Origin of the sequence: Nonomuraea rhodomycinica, from assembly GCF_013363995.1 — a bacterium.
GTDB lineage: Bacteria > Actinomycetota > Actinomycetes > Streptosporangiales > Streptosporangiaceae > Nonomuraea > Nonomuraea rhodomycinica.
In genome coordinates this window covers 176,817-194,077 of sequence record NZ_JABWGO010000012.1, presented here as the reverse complement: position 1 = coordinate 194,077, position 17,261 = coordinate 176,817, and the positions used below count along the sequence as shown (strand labels likewise).

General features: G+C 71.6%; 28 protein-coding genes. 27 read left to right on the top strand and 1 reads right to left on the bottom strand.

Annotated elements, in window-relative coordinates:
• The first annotated feature begins 2 nt into the window (after positions 1-2).
• From HT134_RS36520 to HT134_RS36445, 15 genes are all read left to right on the top strand, one after another.
• Positions 3-188 carry a hypothetical protein gene (locus tag HT134_RS36520; RefSeq protein ID WP_175605035.1) on the top strand — a complete coding sequence of 62 codons (186 nt, stop codon included), beginning with the start codon at positions 3-5 and terminating at the stop codon, positions 186-188.
• A 63-nt stretch (positions 189-251) separates the two neighbouring features.
• Positions 252-1,742 carry an AAA family ATPase gene (locus tag HT134_RS36510; protein ID WP_217708784.1) on the top strand — a complete coding sequence of 497 codons (1,491 nt, stop codon included), beginning with the start codon at positions 252-254 and terminating at the stop codon, positions 1,740-1,742.
• 247 nt (positions 1,743-1,989) lie between these two features.
• On the top strand, positions 1,990-2,427 hold the full coding sequence (locus HT134_RS36505; RefSeq protein WP_175605034.1) for a hypothetical protein: 438 nt from the start codon (positions 1,990-1,992) through the stop codon (positions 2,425-2,427).
• Positions 2,424-3,074: a hypothetical protein gene (locus HT134_RS36500; protein WP_175605033.1), complete on the top strand. Its 651-nt coding sequence runs from the start codon at positions 2,424-2,426 to the stop codon at positions 3,072-3,074. Before HT134_RS36505 ends, HT134_RS36500 begins: the two co-directional genes overlap by 4 nt.
• A complete protein-coding gene (locus tag HT134_RS36495; protein WP_175605032.1) occupies positions 3,071-3,355 on the top strand; it encodes a hypothetical protein in 285 nt (94 codons plus the stop codon). Before HT134_RS36500 ends, HT134_RS36495 begins: the two co-directional genes overlap by 4 nt.
• A 113-nt stretch (positions 3,356-3,468) precedes the next feature.
• Positions 3,469-3,903 (top strand): hypothetical protein, encoded by a 435-nt coding sequence (locus tag HT134_RS36490; RefSeq protein ID WP_175605031.1) that lies wholly within the window; start codon positions 3,469-3,471, stop codon positions 3,901-3,903.
• Positions 3,896-4,168 (top strand): hypothetical protein, encoded by a 273-nt coding sequence (locus tag HT134_RS36485; RefSeq protein WP_175605030.1) that lies wholly within the window; start codon positions 3,896-3,898, stop codon positions 4,166-4,168. The genes HT134_RS36490 and HT134_RS36485 overlap by 8 nt, the downstream gene beginning before the upstream one ends.
• Complete coding sequence (locus tag HT134_RS36480; RefSeq protein WP_175605029.1) at positions 4,165-4,425, top strand: hypothetical protein; 261 nt, start codon at positions 4,165-4,167, stop codon at positions 4,423-4,425. The genes HT134_RS36485 and HT134_RS36480 overlap by 4 nt, the downstream gene beginning before the upstream one ends.
• Positions 4,422-4,658: a hypothetical protein gene (locus tag HT134_RS36475; RefSeq protein ID WP_175605028.1), complete on the top strand. Its 237-nt coding sequence runs from the start codon at positions 4,422-4,424 to the stop codon at positions 4,656-4,658. Before HT134_RS36480 ends, HT134_RS36475 begins: the two co-directional genes overlap by 4 nt.
• A gap of 4 nt (positions 4,659-4,662) precedes the next feature.
• Complete coding sequence (locus tag HT134_RS36470; RefSeq protein ID WP_175605027.1) at positions 4,663-5,421, top strand: hypothetical protein; 759 nt, start codon at positions 4,663-4,665, stop codon at positions 5,419-5,421.
• Positions 5,418-5,678: a hypothetical protein gene (locus HT134_RS36465; protein WP_175605026.1), complete on the top strand. Its 261-nt coding sequence runs from the start codon at positions 5,418-5,420 to the stop codon at positions 5,676-5,678. Before HT134_RS36470 ends, HT134_RS36465 begins: the two co-directional genes overlap by 4 nt.
• A gap of 115 nt (positions 5,679-5,793) precedes the next feature.
• Positions 5,794-6,834 (top strand): tyrosine-type recombinase/integrase, encoded by a 1,041-nt coding sequence (locus HT134_RS36460; protein WP_175605025.1) that lies wholly within the window; start codon positions 5,794-5,796, stop codon positions 6,832-6,834.
• Complete coding sequence (locus tag HT134_RS36455) at positions 6,827-7,174, top strand: hypothetical protein (RefSeq protein ID WP_175605024.1); 348 nt, start codon at positions 6,827-6,829, stop codon at positions 7,172-7,174. Before HT134_RS36460 ends, HT134_RS36455 begins: the two co-directional genes overlap by 8 nt.
• 8 nt (positions 7,175-7,182) lie before the next feature.
• Entirely contained in the window at positions 7,183-7,323 is a 141-nt protein-coding gene (locus tag HT134_RS36450; RefSeq protein WP_175605023.1) for a hypothetical protein, read from the top strand.
• Positions 7,324-7,410: 87 nt separating this feature from the next.
• Positions 7,411-7,662: a hypothetical protein gene (locus tag HT134_RS36445; RefSeq protein ID WP_175605022.1), complete on the top strand. Its 252-nt coding sequence runs from the start codon at positions 7,411-7,413 to the stop codon at positions 7,660-7,662.
• On the opposite strand, the gene HT134_RS36440 is transcribed toward HT134_RS36445, so the two are convergent.
• A complete protein-coding gene (locus tag HT134_RS36440) occupies positions 7,659-8,000 on the bottom strand; it encodes a hypothetical protein (RefSeq protein ID WP_175605021.1) in 342 nt (113 codons plus the stop codon). The two genes, HT134_RS36445 and HT134_RS36440, sit on opposite strands and share 4 nt — an antisense overlap.
• Positions 8,001-8,056: 56 nt before the next feature.
• On the opposite strand from HT134_RS36440, the gene HT134_RS36435 reads away from it, so the two are divergent.
• From HT134_RS36435 to HT134_RS36380, 12 genes are read left to right on the top strand one after another with little or no spacing between them, the layout of a single operon-like run.
• On the top strand, positions 8,057-8,854 hold the full coding sequence (locus HT134_RS36435; RefSeq protein ID WP_175605020.1) for a hypothetical protein: 798 nt from the start codon (positions 8,057-8,059) through the stop codon (positions 8,852-8,854).
• A 9-nt stretch (positions 8,855-8,863) separates the two neighbouring features.
• Positions 8,864-9,205 carry a hypothetical protein gene (locus HT134_RS36430; RefSeq protein ID WP_175605019.1) on the top strand — a complete coding sequence of 114 codons (342 nt, stop codon included), beginning with the start codon at positions 8,864-8,866 and terminating at the stop codon, positions 9,203-9,205.
• Between the two features lie 4 nt (positions 9,206-9,209).
• A complete protein-coding gene (locus HT134_RS36425) occupies positions 9,210-9,812 on the top strand; it encodes a hypothetical protein (RefSeq protein WP_175605018.1) in 603 nt (200 codons plus the stop codon).
• A gap of 16 nt (positions 9,813-9,828) precedes the next feature.
• Positions 9,829-10,113 (top strand): hypothetical protein, encoded by a 285-nt coding sequence (locus HT134_RS36420; RefSeq protein WP_175605017.1) that lies wholly within the window; start codon positions 9,829-9,831, stop codon positions 10,111-10,113.
• 13 nt (positions 10,114-10,126) lie between these two features.
• A complete protein-coding gene (locus HT134_RS36415; RefSeq protein WP_175605016.1) occupies positions 10,127-10,534 on the top strand; it encodes a hypothetical protein in 408 nt (135 codons plus the stop codon).
• Between the two features lie 11 nt (positions 10,535-10,545).
• The gene (locus HT134_RS36410; protein ID WP_175605015.1) at positions 10,546-10,848 is read left to right on the top strand and encodes a hypothetical protein; all 303 of its coding nucleotides are present in this window, start codon (positions 10,546-10,548) and stop codon (positions 10,846-10,848) included.
• Between the two features lie 4 nt (positions 10,849-10,852).
• Positions 10,853-11,752 (top strand): hypothetical protein, encoded by a 900-nt coding sequence (locus HT134_RS36405; RefSeq protein ID WP_175605014.1) that lies wholly within the window; start codon positions 10,853-10,855, stop codon positions 11,750-11,752.
• Positions 11,752-12,036, top strand: coding sequence for a hypothetical protein (locus tag HT134_RS36400; protein WP_175605013.1), 285 nt, complete (start codon positions 11,752-11,754; stop codon positions 12,034-12,036). The genes HT134_RS36405 and HT134_RS36400 overlap by 1 nt, the downstream gene beginning before the upstream one ends.
• Positions 12,033-13,568 (top strand): phage terminase large subunit, encoded by a 1,536-nt coding sequence (terL, locus tag HT134_RS36395; RefSeq protein WP_175605012.1) that lies wholly within the window; start codon positions 12,033-12,035, stop codon positions 13,566-13,568. Before HT134_RS36400 ends, terL begins: the two co-directional genes overlap by 4 nt.
• A 10-nt stretch (positions 13,569-13,578) precedes the next feature.
• Positions 13,579-15,657, top strand: coding sequence for a phage portal protein family protein (locus HT134_RS36390; RefSeq protein WP_175605011.1), 2,079 nt, complete (start codon positions 13,579-13,581; stop codon positions 15,655-15,657).
• A gap of 9 nt (positions 15,658-15,666) precedes the next feature.
• Entirely contained in the window at positions 15,667-16,878 is a 1,212-nt protein-coding gene (locus HT134_RS47895) for a head maturation protease, ClpP-related (RefSeq protein ID WP_175605010.1), read from the top strand.
• A gap of 2 nt (positions 16,879-16,880) precedes the next feature.
• Entirely contained in the window at positions 16,881-17,261 is a 381-nt protein-coding gene (locus HT134_RS36380) for a capsid cement protein (RefSeq protein ID WP_175605009.1), read from the top strand.

Genomic DNA, 17,261 nt, shown 5'->3' with positions numbered 1-17,261 from the left:
GCATGTCCTGGTGCAGCACCTGCCGGCGGCCAGCCACCCGCATCATCACCGGCCGCCGACCAGGACGCTCGCTCTACAGCGCCCTCTCCTGCGACACCTGCGCCGACAAGCACCAGGAGAAAGCCCGGCAGGCCGGGGCCATCACCGACGAACCGCTCGAGGGACGCGCGCAGGACCCGCTGTTCTGACACGGCCACGCCGCCCCACCCCATAGCCCACCATCCGAACGCACACCGTCCAGGGGGGACCGGTTGACCTCCGAGCAGGACCCCAACCAACTGTGGGACCTCCAAGCCGAGCAGGCGGTCCTCGGCACCTGCATGACCGTGCTCTACATCGTCCCGCACATCCGCGCCGTCATCCCCGAACCCCGGGCGTTCTTCCGCAGCCAGCACCAGGTCATCTACAGCGCCATCCTCGACCTCGCCGACCAAGACGCCCCCACCGACACCATCGCCGTCCACGACTACCTGCAGCGCAACAAAACCCTCGGCCAAGCCGGCGGCGGCGACTACCTGCACACCGTCATGTCGGCAGGGCTCCTCGCCGGCGACCCCGCCTACCACGCCCGCATCGTCATGCGGCACTGGTCCAACCGCGAGAGCATCTACAAGCTCGAGCGCGCCATCCGCGAGATCAAGGAACAGGACCCCGACGACGGGCCCGACCGGCTGCGCACCCTCGGCGAGGACCTCCTCAAGTCCGCCGACAACCTCTCCATCGGCGGCGCCCCCGCCGGCGACACCAGCGACCGGTTCCCCCGCCTCGACTGGACGGACGCGTTCGCCACCGACTTCAGCGAAATCAACTGGCTGCCCGGGCGGTGGCTGGAGCGCGGCCAGCAAGTCGCCCTCGTCGGCGACGGCAAGGTCGGCAAGTCCATCTTCACCCTCGACTGGATCTGGCGAGCCATCACCGGCAGGCCCGCGCTCGGCGACATCCGCCGCGAACCCATCAACGTCCTCTACTTCGACCGCGAAAACTCGCTGCGCGACATCGTCACCCGCCTGTCCGCGTTCGGCGCCACCGACGACGACCTCGCCGTCCTCAACGAGCGCTTCGACTACCGGATGTTCCCCCGCTTCTCCGGCGCCCTCAACGCCTCCGACACCGCCGCCAGCGAACTGCTCGCCATCGTCGACGAACAGCCCCGCGACGTCGTCATCCTCGACACCGTCTCCCGCTACATCTCCGGCAAGGAGAACGACTCCGACACCTGGCTCGAGCTGTACCGGCGCGTCCACGAGCCGCTCAAGTCCCGCGGCATCGCCTCGGTCCGGCTCGACCACTTCGGCAAGGACATCGAGAAGGGCTCCCGCGGATCCTCGGCGAAGACGCAGGACGTCGACCACGTGTGGGAGCTCACCGCGTACGACGAAACCCGGACCTTCACCGACACCGTTGAGGCGGTCACCACCCGGCTCAAGATGCTGCGCACCCACACCCGGACCGGTCTGGGCGACGACGTCTTCCACATCACGCGGCGGGGCGAGAAGGAGCGTGGCGGGGCGTGGCTGGCCGGCCGGACCCGGCATGAGCTGACCGACTCCACCGCCGCTGACGCGCACAGGGCGCGCATCCAGACCTACGTGGACGACCTCATCATGCGCGGCGTGCCGGCGGGGTTCGGCAGGGACCGGCTGAAGCAGTGGGCGGCGCAGAACAAGGTGTCGCTGCCGACCAACAACGGCCATCTCGTGGAGGTTGTGCGGGCCCTCAAGGAAGCCCAGAACTCGGCGTAAGGAGGCTTGGAAGAATGTCCCGGTTTGTACCGAAAAACCTGTACCAAATCGCGTTGGTACAGGTCCCGATTTTGACCTGTACCACTGACTGTCCCAACCTGTACCAAGACCTCGCATCGCCGCAGGTCAGACCTGTACCCCTGACTGTCCCAACCTGTACCACCGGCAACCTGTACCTTGTACCACCCCCTTATAGGGGTGGTACAGGGGACAGCCCAGGTACAGCCCGACCCCGCGGCGGCGCCCGATGAACCGCCCCGCCGCCCTCCTCGAACAGCCCACCCTGTGGGACGACCCCGCCCCCGAACCGCAACCCGAGAACACCACCAAGCGCCACAACCGCCGGCACGTCCTCGGCCTGCCGCGGCCCTGGGCCGGGCGCATCCCCTGCGCCGCCCTCTGCCTCATCTGCGGGCGCCCCGACACCATGGGCGTCTGCCCCGACGGCTGCACCACCGTCTGCGGACGCCCCCAGCCAGCCCGACACGACGGCAAAGCCCCCATCGAGGTGTGCCTCATCACCGCCATCGCGATCGCCCGCATCGTCCCCGGAAGGCAGTGGGCCATCGTCACCTGCCCCCACTGCGAGCGCACCCACTGGCACCAACCCGCCCCCGGCCGCCGCTACCGCATCGGGCAGTGCGGGCAGCCCTACATCCTCCACATCCCCGAGGTGACCTCTTGACCAGCGACGACCTCATGCGCGCCGCGGGCGCGGCCTGGTGCGACCAGCACGGCAAGTGGGAGTGTTCGAAGCAGTCGAAGCGCAGCCAGTCCCGCTGCCACGGCCTGGCGATCCGGGGCACGGCGGCGTGCCGTACACACGCTGGCGTGTCCACCGCGGTGGCGAAGGCCAAGGGCGAGGCCCTGTCGGCGTGGCGCGCGGTGCCCGGCCGGCAGGACGTCAGCCCGGCCGAGGCCGTCATGGCGATGCTGCAGATGTCGTGGGCCAGGGTGCACATCTACGCCGGCCTGCTCGAGCAGCAGCTCGCCGAGGCGGACCCGTCGCGCGGTGTCGGCTACGGCGAAGGGCTCGTCGGGCACACCTTCAGCGCGTCGCCGAGCGTGGGCGTGTACGAGTCCGGCGAAGCCGTCCGCGGGCTCGCCAAGCTCGAGGCGGAGGAGCGGGACCGGTGCGTCCGGTACGCCCGGGTGGCGCACGACATGGGGATCGCCGACCGGGAGATCAGGCTGGCGGAGGCTCAGGGCGCTCTGCTGGCCGGGGCGATCTCCCGCATCCTCGACGCGCTCGACCTGACCGCCGCGCAACGCTCCCTGGTGCCGACCGTCGTGCCGGGCATCCTCCTCGAGGTCGCCGGAGGTGCGTCGTGATCCGCATCCGCTGCGCCATCCGCCGCATGCTGGAGTGGCAGCAGGCCAAACGCGACTACCGGGCGCTCTGCCGTCAGGGTCGGGCTCCGCATGTGCGGTTCACCGTGGAGATCCACCCTGACGACTACGAGTGGACGGGCCTGAACGGCATCACCGGCCTGAAGACCACGGTGCCGCTCACCCGCGAGGGCATGCGGTACATCCGGCGCGCCCTCGGCGACATCGAGACGACGTGCATCCGCGGCATCCTCGAGGCCAGCCGCCGCGCGGCTGAGCCATAGCCCGAACCCGCCGAGAAAACCCGCCCAGGACCGCTACAGCGCCGCAGAGATGCATCCTGGGCGATGCTGTGCAGCACAGAACAGGCCCCATCCCTCCGCAGAGACGAGGACCAGTGACCGAGACCGCGCTACGAGGGGACGAGGCGTTCGCCCTCACCACCCTCCGCGAAATGATCGTCAGCCTGCAGGATCACATCGACCGGCGCGCCGCCGAGATCGCCGCCCCCCGCATCACCACCGCCGAGCAAGCCGCCGCCGACGCCAAGGCCGAGACGGAACGCACACGCCAGAGCGTCCAGACGCGCCTCGACGATCTGCGCCAGGAGTTCGACCGTCAGGACAGCGTCCAGCGGCGAGAACTCGCCCGGATGGCCGCCCGCGCGGAGCACGCCGACGCGGTCATCGCCGCTGCTCGCGAACGGCACCCGTCCGCCGACGAGCTCGCCAAGACGAACTCGCAGTCCGGCCGGTACTGCCCGACCTGCATCACCCTCGCACCATGCGACACCAGGCAGATCCTCGACGGACAGGAGCCCGACCATGCCTGACCTCGCGACCGTCAACGCCCGCATCCAAGCGCTCGCCGACCACCTCGGCCGGGAGGGGCACCCCACCCACGACCACCTGTGCCCCGACGACGTGCGCCGCGACCTGCTCGTCGTGCTCGCTGGCCAGGACCTGCCCGGCATGGTGACCGTCGCCAGGGCCGACCTCGACCTCGTCATGAACCACGCCGGCAACCCGCTCCGCGTCGCCGAGTACCCGGCCGCCTGCCAGCGCATCCGCGACGCCCTCGCCCGGGAGCAGCCGTGAACCGCGTCTACGTCGCCCCCGTCGGCACCCGGCCGGACGAGCCCGGCTGGCAGGTCGTCGGCCACGTCGTCGACGACGGGCTCGTCATCATCGACGACCTCCCGCACGCCGAACCCATCCGGTGGCCACTCCGCATCTCGCTGACCCTCACCGCACCCGCGTCCCGGCTCACCTGGTGGCGGTGGCAGCTCGTCACCGGGCGGCCCGGGCCCGGAGCGTCGAGGGTGAAGGCCGAGTACCGGAGGCGGAGCCGATGAACCGCCCCGCCCGGATCGCGGTGCACCTGACCATCCTCGGCCTCATCGCCGACCTGGCCTACATCCTGGCCCACGCCGCCGTGTTCTTCCTCCTCGACGGCATGTGGCTGGAGAGCGCCGCCTACCTCGCGGTCGGCAGCAGCACGATTGCCTGGATCTCCACCACCGGAGCGAGCCGCACCCGCGCTCTGCTCTCCGAGGACAGCCACACCAGTACCGATCAGGGGGAGTAGCACCGTGCCGATCAACCCGAACGCCTGCCCCGGCATCTGCAACCGGGCCGCCCGCGCGGCATGGACGTCGTACGACCAGGCGCTCGCCGACCACGCCGACGCCATGACGGCGTGGCTGCGGCTGCCCGGCGACGACCGCGGACCGCAGCCGGTCGCGCCCGAGCAACCCGGCATGCCGGTCCACGAGGGCGAGCCCGTCTGGTGCCGCCGCTGCCCGAGCATCATCCGCCACGCGCTCGGCGAGCTGGACGACATCGGCGCGCTGCTCGCCGCCAGCGTGGATGGCCACCGCGGCGCTGCCATGGCGGGCCCGAACGGCGTCAAGCCGCTCGACCATCGGCAGCTCGTGGAGGAGCTGGACGATCTGTTCGGGTTCCTCGTCTCGGTGGAGGACGCGTGGCGGCCGGCACGCGGCTACCCGCCCCGACCGCGCCGCGCGCGCGGCGCTGACGCCCGGATGCGCACCGTCGGGTGGCTGCTCGGCCAGCTCGACAACATCCTCCTCGACCCGTGGTCGGTCGAGGTGGGGCTCGACATCCTGCGCTGGCACCGGCGGCTGCTTCGGATGACCAAGTCGGATCCCACGGCACGGCGGTCACCGATCGAGTGCCCGCGCTGCCGGGAACGGCAGGTGCAGCGCCGGGATGACGGGTACTACGAGTGCGGCTCGTGCTGCCGCCTGTTGAACGAGAGGGAGCACGACCGCGAGTATGCAGAGCAGGCCGACCAACATCAGCAGCAAGAGGAGCTGACCGCGAGATGACGCACTGGTTCCTGATCGACGAAGGCGCGCACGCCGGCCGTCCCCGCCTGCAGGGCTGGCTCGAGACCGCGGTCCAGACGGCGGACGGGTGGCTCAGCTACGCGACCTGCCCGCGCTGCTTCGCCATGGTCCAGGTGAGCGGCACCTCCGGCGACCAGACGTGGCGGCACGAGGAGTGGCACGCGGACACGGACTTCCCGATCCCGGCGCGGGTCCGTGACCGGCTCGCCAAGCCTGGCGAGAAGCGCGGCGGCTGAGCGTCCTACAGGGGCCCGATAGAGATCATTGCCACTACATAAGAATGTCTGTTATCAGGTAGCGTACCGGCGTAGCCTCGGGTCAGACGGATCCCCCTCCGAAAGAAGATCACCAGTGATCCATGACGCTGCCGCACTCACCCCCCTCGCCGACTCCCCCATCCCGTTACGCGGCCGGCCACCGGCCCGCGACGACCGCGCCCTCGTCGAACTCATGCACGCCGCCGGCATGACCCCGCTCGCCGTCGCCTCCACCGCCGCGTGGCTCGACGGCGAGAAGCGGGCCAGCCCGAGCACCCGCGCCAGCTACGTCACCGACCTCGGCTGGTGGCTGCACTACCTCCACGCCCGCGGACTCGACCCCGCCGACGTCCACCCGCTCGAGGCCGACCGGTATGCCGCGGCGCTGCGCGCGGCCGGGCTCGCCGACTCCACCCGCGCCCGCCGTCTCGCCGCCGTCTCTTCCTGGTACCGGTACCTCGTGCGCGCGGGCGCCGCCCAGCGCAACCCGCTGCTCGACATGGAGCGGCCCGCCGTCGAGGACGTGTCCAAGACGCGCAGCCTGTCGAAGGATGAGCTCGACCGGATGCTGGCCCACAGTCGCCAGTACGAGACCGCCCGCACCTACGCGCTGCTGTGCCTGCTGGTCGTCACCGCCTGCCGCGTCGGTGGTGTCGTCGCCGTCGGGGTGGACGCGCTCGGCTACGACAAGGGCAACCGGGTCATCGACCTGCCGGTCAAGGGCCGCGGGGGCACGAAGACGAAGCGGTTCATCATCCCGCCGTACGCGTCCGTCGCCCTCGACGCCTACCTGGTAGAGCGAGGCGCCAAGCCCGGCCCGCTGTTCAGCACCTCGACTGGCCGGCCGATCGACCAGCCGTACGTGTACCGGCTCGTGCGCCGTATCGCCAAGGCCGCCGGCGTCCCGCAGTGGGAGTCGCTGTCGCCGCACTCGGTGCGGCACTCGATCGCCACCTACCTGCTGGAGCAGCATCCGCTGCACGTCGTGCAGGACCTGCTCGGCCACGCCGACCCGCGCACCACGCGCCGCTACGACCGCGCCCGCGGGCTGCTCGACCGCTCCCCCGCGTATGCGCTCGGCGCGGCGTTCGCGCAGGGCGAGGCCCAGCATCTGAAGGTAGGCGTCGATGGTTGACCGCGACCCGATGGCCGAAGCCGCAGCACTCGCCGAGACGCTGCGCGAGACGATCGCGAACCTCGACGCCCGCATCGAGGAGCGCGCCTGCGCGATCGCCGCCGAGCAGGGCCACGCTGGCGGCGACCTGTTCGCCCCCGTGCGGAAGTCGCTCGAACAGGCGGGCGAGGCGATGCGCCGGGAGCTGATGGAGAAGGTGGGAGATGCGCCGGGCGCCCGAGAGTTCATCGCCGGCCTTCCGGCTGCTCATTGGACGTACAGCGCGACCGACCTGTTCTTCGAGATCTGGCAGCACAAGCAGCGTCAACTGTTGGCATCCAGCAGGCCCCACCTGCGATAATGGATCTTATGACGGATATCGACACGCTCGCCTGCGACGTGCACCCTGTCGCCGACGGCGTGCTCGTCATCCCCCGCCTGCTGCCCATCGCCATCCCCGAGTCCGCGCTCGGGCTGAGCGTCCGGGAATGGCTCGGCTTGCCCGCCTGACCAGCGGTGTGTAACACTTCTCGCGGTTACCACACGAATGCCCTCACGCCTCACCGCGGAGGGCATTACGCGTTCCAGGGGGTGAACGTGATCCCCGAGCCCGTCACCGCGCAGACCGCCGCCGCCCGCCTCCGCAAGAAGCCCGGGACGATCAGGCAGTGGGCGCGCCGCTACCAGGCCCGCCAGCTCGGCACCGTGGACCGCGCCGTCTACTACTGCTACGACGACCTCGCCACCATCGACGGGTGCATCGCCCGCGGCGAGCAGGTACCCGCCACGCCCGAGCTCCGCGACCAACTGCGCGCCTCGCTGCGCGACCGCTACCGTGCCGCCGCCTAGACCTTGAACCGGGCGATCCGGGCGAGGTGCTCATCGTCCGCCGGCTTGATCAGCCACCAGCCTACCGGCGGCACCTGGTGCAGCAGCACATGCTCGTGGTCCGGCAACCCGAACTGGCTACCGTCCAGGTCGACGAGGTAGGCGTGGAGTTCGATGCGCGGCTTCATCGGCCGGCCGTGCTCGTCGAGGTCGCCCGGCAGCACCTTCGGCGCGATGTAGCGGGCGTGGACGTGGGTGACCCGCCAGCGGTGGATGGGGTTGCCGTACGGCGCGACCCAGCCGCCTGGCTCGGCGGGGTTGTACGGCCAGTTGTGCAGCTCGACGCGTGACGGTTCCACGTCCACATTCTCGCGCAAAGGTTCGACTTGATGCCGGTCAGGGGGTGACCCGCGCGATGCAGTGGCCCATCCCGCCCTTCCCCACCAAAATCGTCGCCGGCGACGCGGTAAACGTGAACGGCTCCGCCCCCAACAGCAAAGGCGCCTGGGTCACCCTGCTCACCCTCCCGGCGGACCGGCCCGCCTCATGGCTCAACCTCGGAAACGACCAGATCAGTGCGTCAGGTGACCGTGCCGCCCTCATGGACATCGGCATCGGCAGCGCAGGTTCGGAAACGATCCTCGCGGCGAACCTGGTCGTCGGCTACCGTGACCACGGCACACTGGCGTTCCCATTGCACATACCCGCAGGCGCCACGATCCGGGCGCGCCTGGCCGGCGCAGTCTCCATGAACATCTGGACGACGGCCACCGCCTACGTTGGCGAGCCGGATTGCGGCTTGTCAGTGCCGGGCCGCATCACCACCTACGGCGTGGTGGCGTCACCGATAGACGCTACGAACGTCACTCCATCCGGAACGCTCAACGTCAAGGGCTCCTACGCGCAGATCACGGCAGCAACCACGGCCCCGATCCACGCGCTGATGGTGCTGGCCCAATCGTCCACTTCCACACCGACCGACACCCGCTACGCGATCGACATCGCAGTGGGCTCGCCCGGCAACGAAACGATCATCGTGCCTAACCACTACGTGCGAGTCGAGAACAGCCCCGTCTGCGTCTACCCGCAGTCGCCTCCGTTCGTTCCTCTGTCGACGTGCATTCCAGCGGGGGTTCGGCTGGCTGCTCGCTGCTCGATCTGGACCGGTTCGTCCGCGCCCATCGAGGTCGCCGTCTACGGGTTTACCTACTAGGAGGCGATCGTGGCGTTGACGATCAGCGCGTCGGGGACGCAGGCCGCGACCATCAACACCGAGCACACGCTCACGACGCTGACCGGCCCGAAGACGTTCACGTTGCACGTCGACTGCAATGCGATGTCCCATGGCAGCGGCACCGCCGACGAGCTCGAACTACGCATCAAGGCGAACGTGCTGTCGGGCGGCACGGAGCGGGTCGTCTACTTCGCGCTGTTCACCGGCGCACAGGACATCCCCATCAAGATCAGCCTGCCGGTGCCGGTTCCGCAGACAGCCACGGTCACCCTCAAACAGACCGCCGGGACCGGGCGCTCGTTCCCGTGGGCGATCACCACCCCCGACTGAGCCGATGTCCCGCTACCGCGACCGCACCATCCCGCGCGGCCAGCCGCCGGTCACCGGCAACCTCACCGCGGCCCTGCCCGCGCTCACCTCAACGGCCTCCGGCACGGTCGAAGCTTCCGGGGCGCTCGCCGCTGCTCTGCCACCCCTCACCGGGCAGGCGTCCGGCCAGGCCACCGCCCGCGGTACGGTCGCCGGAACGCTGCCTCCGCTCACCGCGAGCGCGGCGGGCGCCGTCCACGCGCCCGGCCTGCTCGACGCCACCCTCCCCGCCATCACCGCCCAACTCGACGGCGAGGTGACCGGCGGCTTCCTCACCCCCGTCCTCCCGGCGCTCACCGCCGACATGGCCGGAACCGCCACCGCGACCGGCAGCACGGCCGGGCTCCTGCCCGCCATCGCCGCAGACCTGGCTGGCCAGGTGGTGATCCCGCCTCACGACATCGCCGTCACCGCCGGCCAGGCGCGCCGCGGCTGGGCGTCCGGAAGCCTCGCCCGGTCGTGGGCGGCAGGCGCCCCCGCCACCCGCTGGACGGCCGGCTCGCCGACCCGGGTGTGGGGCAGCACCGAGGCAGCCCGCCGCTGGGCGGCACGCCAGCCCACCACCTGACCCGGGAGGGGTGAGCATGGCGACGAAGATCCCATCCGTCAGCGTCGAATATCTGAAGGTGCCCATCACCGGGCCCTCCGACGTCACCCTCTACACGGTGCAGATGGCGGTCATCCCCGACGGCCAAGACCCGGTCACCCTCGACTGGAAGGCCGCCATCTGGCTCGGCACCAACGCGGCCGTCCTCATCGGCCCAGGCGCCACGATCCCGCTCAGCGAGGGCACCTACCGCGTCTGGGTCAAGATCTCCGCCAGCCCCGAGACCCCGGTCCTCGACGCCGGCCTCATCAACATCACCTAGGAGGGAACGCGCGATGGCGCTCCGCATCCCCACCGCAGCCCGCAACGCCGCCATCGACGCCGTCGTCGACCTCCTCGACGCGGGCGCCGGCGCCGCCACCATCGAGGTGCGCACCGGCTCGCAGCCGGCGACCGCCAACGACGCCGCCACCGGCACCGTCTTGGCGACGTTCACGCTCGCCGACCCTGCCTTCGGGTCCGCGTCCAGCGGCGTGGCCACGCTGGCCAGCACACCGCGCTCCACGACCGGTGTGGCGGCGGGCACCGCCGGCTGGTTCCGCGCCAAGGACTCCAACGGCAACACCGTGTTCGACGGGGCCGTCGGCACGTCCGGCGCGGAGCTCAACCTCAACACGTTGACGATCTCGGTCGGCGTGAACGTCGAGATCACGTCCGGCACCATGACCATGCCCGCGGGCTGAGGGGACTGACCATGTCGCTCTACCTGACCGTCGAGGTGCGCCACGACCCGGCCCACATGACCAGCCCGCCCTACAAGATGCTGATGAACTGGTGCTCGGCCAACAACATCCCCTTGGTCACCGGCTGGATGCTGTACGTCTACAACGAGAACCCGGTGCGCGCCGTGCTGACGGTCATCGACCTTGACGAGCAAGGCGAGTGGATCTGGCCGGAAGGCGCCGACGCCCCGTCAACGCACGAGGTCACCTACACCTGCACGAGCCTGCCGCCGCTGTCCGGGTACATCGTCCGCGGCGGCTCGACCGCGCCGTAGCCCGATGGCGACCCGCCACAACACGGCCTCCAACCCGGCGCTGGCGGTCTCCGACACCGGCTGGGGCGGCGAGGCGGCGCCGGCCAGGACGGCCGTCACCGGCTTCGACCGCGGGTTCGCGGCCCGGTACACCTCCGGCACGTTCCTCCGCACCGCCACCGGCGGTGTGACCGCGGGCCTCGACTACACGCTCAGCGTCTACGTCCGGCCGGCCAACGGATTCTCGTCCGGCGGCAACATCTACATCGAATGGCGGGACGCCGGAGCCTCCGTCATCACCTACAGCAGCGGCTCCTACTCGCTGACCGCCAACACCGTCACCAGGGCCAGCCTCACCGGCACCGCCCCAAGTGGCGCGGCGACTGCCCAGCTCATCCTCGACGGGGCAAACTACAGCGTCACGACCGTGGACGCGACGATGCTGCTCGTCGAGCAGGCCAGCACGCTGCTCGACTACTTCGACGGCGACAGCCCCGGCGCCTCCTGGGACGGGACACCGGGCGAATCCCCGTCCACCCTCCCGGACGCCCTGCCTATCACCGGCGCCCTCGCCGCTGTCCTCCCGTCGCTCGCAGGCTCGGCCACCGCGCTGGTCGAGGCGTCCGGGACCCTGGCCGGGACGCTCCCTCCGATGGCCGCCACCGTGCAGGCGACGGCCAAGGCGTCAGGCTCGCTCACCGCCGCGCTGCCTACCCTCACTGGGGTACTGGCCGGCCAGGTCGCCGCCCCTCCGCAGGGCGCCCTCGCCACGACGCTCCCAGCGCTCCGGGCGTCGCTCACCGGCGTCTCCGACGTGCCCGACCTCGACAGCCCGGTGGACGTGGCACCGCCCCGGCTCGGCTGGCCGGTCGGCGTACCGCGCCTGGCCGACCTGGTAGGGCCGCCCCGACTCGGAGGTGCGTGATGCCGTACATGCCCGCCACCTCCACGGAAGAACTGCACGTCCCCTACCTGCAGGACCTGACCAGCTTCCCGGTCGAGATCGCCATCGTGCCCGTCGCTGATGGGGAACCCGGCGACGACGACTACCACCCCGCGACCTGGGAAGGCGCCGAGGCGGTCCTGCTCATCGGCGCCGGCACCCCCGTCGCGCTGGCGCCGGGCGCCTACGTGGTGTGGACGCGGCTGACCGCGGGCGCTGAGCGTCCGGTACGCCGGTCGGGGATCCTCACGGTCGGCGGGCCATGACCATCACGCCGTGGGAGGTGGCGGCCCGGCACTTCCAGCCGCGGCCCCGACGCTGGGCCACCCCCGGCCAGCTTGCCGCCGCCCTCGACCCCACCACCGTCCAGACGCCCGCGCTGGATGTCATCGACCGGCACCTCGTCGCGCTCGCCGACCGTGACATCGACCGGCTCATGGTGTTCATGCCGCCCCAGGAGGGCAAGTCGGTGCGGGTCTCGCACCGGTTCGTGGAATGGCTGCTCACCACCGACCCCGACCTACGGGTCGCCATCGTGTCGTACGCGGACGAGATGGCCCGCCGCTGGGGCTCCGACATCAAGCTCGACGCCCAGAGCTTCGACGGCACCGACGGCTCCGTGGATCTCGGGCTGCGGCTGCGCGCCGACTCCCGGGCCGCCGGGCGCTGGCAGATCGACGGGCGCAAGGGCGGCGTCTACTGTGTCGGCGTCGCGGGTGCGCTCACCGGCAAGCCGGTCGACGTGATGGTGATCGACGACCCGATCAAGGACCTGGAGCAGGCGCAGAGCGCGGTCTACAGGGAGCGGGCGTGGCGGTTCTGGCAGGCCGTCGCCGTGCCCCGGCTCGGGCCTGGATCCCGGGTGGTGCTGGTGCAGACCCGCTGGCACGAGAACGACCTGGCCGGCCGGCTGCTGGAGCAGGACCCGGACCGGTGGAAGGTCGTGTCGATCCCGGCGCTGGCCGAGTCCGATGAGGACCCGCTCGGCCGGGCGCCGGGTGAGGCGATGCGGTCGGCGCGCGGCGCCCGCGACTGGGCGAAGATCCGCAAGGATGTCGGCGAGTACGTGTGGGCCGCCCTCTACCAGCAGCGCCCGGCACCGGCCGATGGCGGCTTGTTCAAGCGCTCCGGGCTGCGGCACTGGACGCGCGGCGCCGACGAGCGGCTGCTGCTCGACGGGCGGGTCGTGGACCTGCGGGACTGCTGGCGGTTCCTCACCGTCGACCTCGCCGCGTCCACCAAGACGTCGGCCGACTACACGGTCGCGGCGGTGTGGGCGATCGGCGTGGACGGCGACCTCATCATGCTCGACGGCATCCGGGAGCGGATGGACCCGGCCGGGCACTGGCCCGCCGTCCGCGCGCTCCGGGAGCGCTGGTCCGCCGACGTCGTGTTCGTCGAGTCGCGCATGTTCGGCACCACGCTGGTCTACGAGGCGGGCCGCGACGGCGTCCCCGTGCAGGAGCTGCACGCCGACACCGACAAGGTCACCAGGGCGCTGCCGGCGACCGCCCGGGCCGACTCCGGCCGCCTGTGGTTCCCGCCCGAGACGGCGTTTCCGCAGTTCGCGGACTGGCGGGACGAGCTGCTCGCCTTCCCGAACGCAGCCCACGACGACGTCGTCGATGTCGTCGCGTACGCGGCGCGGGTGGCGGGCGCGCACTGGCTGCCGATGGAGTCCGCCGCCCAGGTGGACGCCCGCCGCGCTGCGACCTCCGCGGATGACGTGATCGGGCAGGCATACGCCGCGGCGACCGGCGGCAACACCGGCCTCGACCTGATGAGCATCAACTACTGAGCGGGGTGACATGACTATCAGCGCCCCCACCCAGGACATCGGCCACCTCGAGCAGCACTACGGGCTATGGCTCGGCGACTGGCTCGAGCAGATCCCCGACCTGATCTGGCCCCAGTCCGTCCAGACCTACGCACGGATGCGGCACGACCCCCAGCTCACCGCCGTCCTCGCCGCCTACACCCTGCCCATCCGCCGCGCCACCTGGGCGATCGACCCGGCCGGCTGCCGCGACGAGGTCGTAGCGCTGGTGGCCGACGACCTCGGTCTGCCCATCCTGGGCGCCGACACGGAGCCCGGCCCGGCGCGGCGGCGCGGCGTCCGCTGGGCCGACCACCTCCGCCTCGCTCTGCTCAGCCTCACGTACGGGTTCGCGCCGTTCGAACGCCGGTATGAGATCCGCGACGGCCGGGCCCGGCTCGTCAACCTCGGCGAGCGGCTGCCGCACACGATCGGCGCCATCAACCTGCACCGCGACGGCACCATCAAGACGATCCAGCAGGACCTCGCCCCGATCAGCCCACCGATCCCGGCCGAACGGCTCGTCTGGTACGTCCACGAGCGGGAAGGCGCGAACTGGGCAGGCCGCAGCATCATGCGCGCCGCCTACGGCGCTTGGCTGCTCAAGCACGAAATCTGGCGCGTCCACGCAACGTCGATCCGCCGGTTCGGGATGGGCGTCCCCAACGTGGAAGCACCGCCCGGCGCTACTCCCGTCCAGGTCGCGGAGGCTCAGCGGCTCGCCAGCGCGATGCGGGTGGGCGACCAGTCCGGCGTCGGCCTGCCGAACGGCTTCAAGTTGAACATCACCGGCATGACCGGCTCCGCGCCGGACGCCATGGCGTTCATCCACTACCTCGACCAGCAGATGAGCCGCCAGGCGCTGGCCGGGCTGATGGACCTGGGCGACACGTCCAACGGCTCCCGCGCGCTCGGCGACAGCTTCCTCGACCTGTTCCTCCTGTCGCTGCAGGCGGTCGCCGAGGAGATCGCCGACACCGCCACCTCCGGACAGCCCGGCATGGCCGGCATCGTCGCCCAGCTCGTCGACTACAACTTCGGTGAGGAGGAGCCCGCCCCGCGGATCGTCGTCCAGGACGTCGGCTCCCGCCAGGAGGTCACCGCCGAGGCGCTCGACATGCTGCTGCGGGCCGGCGCCATCAACCCCGACCCCGAGCTGGAGGCGTACGTCCGCAAGGCGTGGCGGCTACCGGAGCGGGCGACCGCGGCGCTCCCGCCGCCTCCCGCGCCGGAGCCGACCCCCGAACCCGCCCCGGCGCCGCAGGCCCGCCACAGGCGGCGTACAGGGCGCGCCCGGCAGGTGCGGGCCGCCGCCGACCAGGAGGGTGTCCGACGCCAGCTGACGCTCGCCGAGGACTCCTCCGGCATGGACCCGGCCGCGATCCAGCAGACGTGGCAGGACGCCCTCGACGCGCTGGTGAACGACTGGCAGGACGTGGCAGAGGGGTGGCGGGACGACCTCGCCGACCAGATCGAGCAGGCCATCGCCGACGACGACCTCGACCAACTCGCCCACCTGACCCTCGACAGCACGGCCGCGGCGGCGCTGCTCACCGCCGCCATGGTCGCGCTCGCCGCGCTGTCAGCCCAGCAGATGGCCGACGAGGCAGCATCCCAGGGCGTCACCGTGGAGCCGGCGCAGCCGGACGAGGAGGCGCTCGGCGCGGTCGCCGCCGTCATCGCCGCCCTGCTCGCCGCCTGGCTGGCCGGCGCCGCCGCCCGGGAAGCTCTGCGCCTGGCCGTGCCGGGCGCGGTCGCCACCGCGGTGGCCGCCGCGGTGCTGGCGTTCCTGGCCGGCCTGTCCGACCGCTTCCTGCGGGATCAGCTCGGGTCGGCTCTGTCGCAGGCGCAGGCGTCCGGCCGGTTCGCGGTGCTCGACGCCGCGCCTGCCGCCCGCTACGTCGCCAGCGAGGTGCTCGACACCGCCACCTGCGGGCCCTGCCGAGACGTCGACGGGGTCGAGTTCGACGACCTGGACGCGGCCCGGGCCGCGTACGGCAACGGCAGCTACATCCACTGCCAGGGCGGCGTGAGGTGCCGAGGCACCGTGTTCGCCCTCTGGAACGACTAGGAGACCCCGGTGAGGCAGAAGACGGCGCGCCCCCAAGCGCGCACCGGTACCGACCGCTGGTACCAGATCCGCAACCTCGCGGACGGGGCCGCAGAAGTCGTCATCTTCGACGAGATCGGCTGGTGGGGCACCAGCGCCGCCGACTTCATCCAGGAGTTGAAGCAGGTCACCGCCTCCGAGATCACCCTCCGGTTGAACTCGCCCGGCGGCGACGTGTTCGACGGCGTGGCCATCATGAACACGCTGCGCGCCCACCCCGCGAAGGTCACCGCCCACGTGGTGTCGCTCGCCGCGTCCATCGCCTCCGTCATCGCGATGGGCGCCGACCGAGTGGTGATGCAACCGCACTCGCAGATGATGATCCACGACGCCAGCGGCCTGTGCGTCGGCGACGCCTCCGACATGCGGAGCATGGCCGACATGCTGGACCGGCAGTCCGACAACATCGCCGCCGTGTACGCCGCCCGCGCGGGCGGCACAGTCGCAGAGTGGCGCGAGCGGATGGCCGCCGAAACGTGGTTCACCGCCGAGGAGGCGGTCGCCGCCGGGCTGGCCGACGAGGTCGCGGCCCGCCGCGAGGACGAGCCTTCCGCCACCAACTCGTGGGACCTGTCCGTGTTCCGCTACGCCGGCCGCGAGTCCGCGCCGGCCCCGGTCGTAGCCACTGCGACCGCCCAGACTCCCCCGGCCGAGCCGGCCGCGGGGCCCGCAATAACCGATCAGGAGGAGGACTCCATGTCCACTCTGAGCGAGGGCCTGCGTGAGCGGCTCGGCATCGGCGCCGACGCTGAGCTCGACGACGACGCCCTGCTCGCCGCGCTCGACGAGGCTCTGACCGAGCGCGCCGACCCCGACACCCCCGAGCCGGCGCCCGCGCCGGAGCCGGTCGCCGCGCGCCTGCCCGAGGGCACGGTCCTCGTCGACAAGGCCACCCTCGACCAGCTGCGCGAGGACGCCGCCCAGGGCGTCGCCGCCCGCGCCCAGCAGCGCACCGAGGCCCGCGACCGGGTGCTCGACGACGCGATCGCCTCCGGCAAGTTCCCGCCCGCGCGGCGCGAGCACTGGGCGCGTCTCTGGGACGCCGACCCCGACGGCACCCGCGACACCCTCGCCAACCTGGCCGAGGGCACCGTTCCGCTGGCCGACCTCGGCGAGCCCGGCGGCGACGACCTCACCGCCGACACCGAGTTCGACCACCTGTTCTCCCGGAAGGCGGGCTGATCATGGCCGACTACACGCCCGTCTACACCGGCGGCGCCGCCCCCTTCTCCATGACCGCGTCCGCCGCCATCACCGGCGGCCAGGTCGTGTTCGCCTCCGGCGTCGGCACCGTCGCCCCCACCGCGGGAGCCAATGGCGCCTACGTCGGCGTCGCCGCCCACGACGCCGCCTCCGGCACCCGAGTCACCGTGTGGCCCATCCCTGGCGTCATCCACGAGTCCACCACCCCCGCCGGTGTCACCGCCGGCGCCGCGCTCACCTCCTCCACGGCGGGCGGCGTCGACTCCGGCACCCTCGCCACTGTGGCCGCCGCCGGCACGCTCATCGGCACCGCCCTGTCCACCGCCGCCTCCGCCGCCAAGTGCCGGTGGATCGGCCGCTAA

Excerpts from the sequence above, each read along its gene's own strand:
- HT134_RS36410 (WP_175605015.1), top strand. The coding sequence starts at position 10,546 with ATGTCGCTCTACCTGACCGTCGAGGTGCGCCACGACCCGGCCCACATG.
- HT134_RS36400 (WP_175605013.1), top strand. The coding sequence starts at position 11,752 with ATGCCGTACATGCCCGCCACCTCCACGGAAGAACTGCACGTCCCCTAC.
- HT134_RS36390 (WP_175605011.1), top strand. The coding sequence starts at position 13,579 with ATGACTATCAGCGCCCCCACCCAGGACATCGGCCACCTCGAGCAGCAC.
- HT134_RS36420 (WP_175605017.1), top strand. The coding sequence starts at position 9,829 with ATGGCGACGAAGATCCCATCCGTCAGCGTCGAATATCTGAAGGTGCCC.
- HT134_RS36485 (WP_175605030.1), top strand. The coding sequence starts at position 3,896 with ATGCCTGACCTCGCGACCGTCAACGCCCGCATCCAAGCGCTCGCCGAC.
- HT134_RS36435 (WP_175605020.1), top strand. The coding sequence starts at position 8,057 with ATGCAGTGGCCCATCCCGCCCTTCCCCACCAAAATCGTCGCCGGCGAC.
- HT134_RS36520 (WP_175605035.1), top strand. The coding sequence starts at position 3 with ATGTCCTGGTGCAGCACCTGCCGGCGGCCAGCCACCCGCATCATCACC.
- HT134_RS36405 (WP_175605014.1), top strand. The coding sequence starts at position 10,853 with ATGGCGACCCGCCACAACACGGCCTCCAACCCGGCGCTGGCGGTCTCC.
- HT134_RS36425 (WP_175605018.1), top strand. The coding sequence starts at position 9,210 with ATGTCCCGCTACCGCGACCGCACCATCCCGCGCGGCCAGCCGCCGGTC.
- HT134_RS36505 (WP_175605034.1), top strand. The coding sequence starts at position 1,990 with ATGAACCGCCCCGCCGCCCTCCTCGAACAGCCCACCCTGTGGGACGAC.
- HT134_RS36380 (WP_175605009.1), top strand. The coding sequence starts at position 16,881 with ATGGCCGACTACACGCCCGTCTACACCGGCGGCGCCGCCCCCTTCTCC.
- HT134_RS36455 (WP_175605024.1), top strand. The coding sequence starts at position 6,827 with ATGGTTGACCGCGACCCGATGGCCGAAGCCGCAGCACTCGCCGAGACG.
- HT134_RS36465 (WP_175605026.1), top strand. The coding sequence starts at position 5,418 with ATGACGCACTGGTTCCTGATCGACGAAGGCGCGCACGCCGGCCGTCCC.
- HT134_RS36415 (WP_175605016.1), top strand. The coding sequence starts at position 10,127 with ATGGCGCTCCGCATCCCCACCGCAGCCCGCAACGCCGCCATCGACGCC.
- HT134_RS36475 (WP_175605028.1), top strand. The coding sequence starts at position 4,422 with ATGAACCGCCCCGCCCGGATCGCGGTGCACCTGACCATCCTCGGCCTC.
- HT134_RS36450 (WP_175605023.1), top strand. The coding sequence starts at position 7,183 with ATGACGGATATCGACACGCTCGCCTGCGACGTGCACCCTGTCGCCGAC.
- terL (WP_175605012.1), top strand. The coding sequence starts at position 12,033 with ATGACCATCACGCCGTGGGAGGTGGCGGCCCGGCACTTCCAGCCGCGG.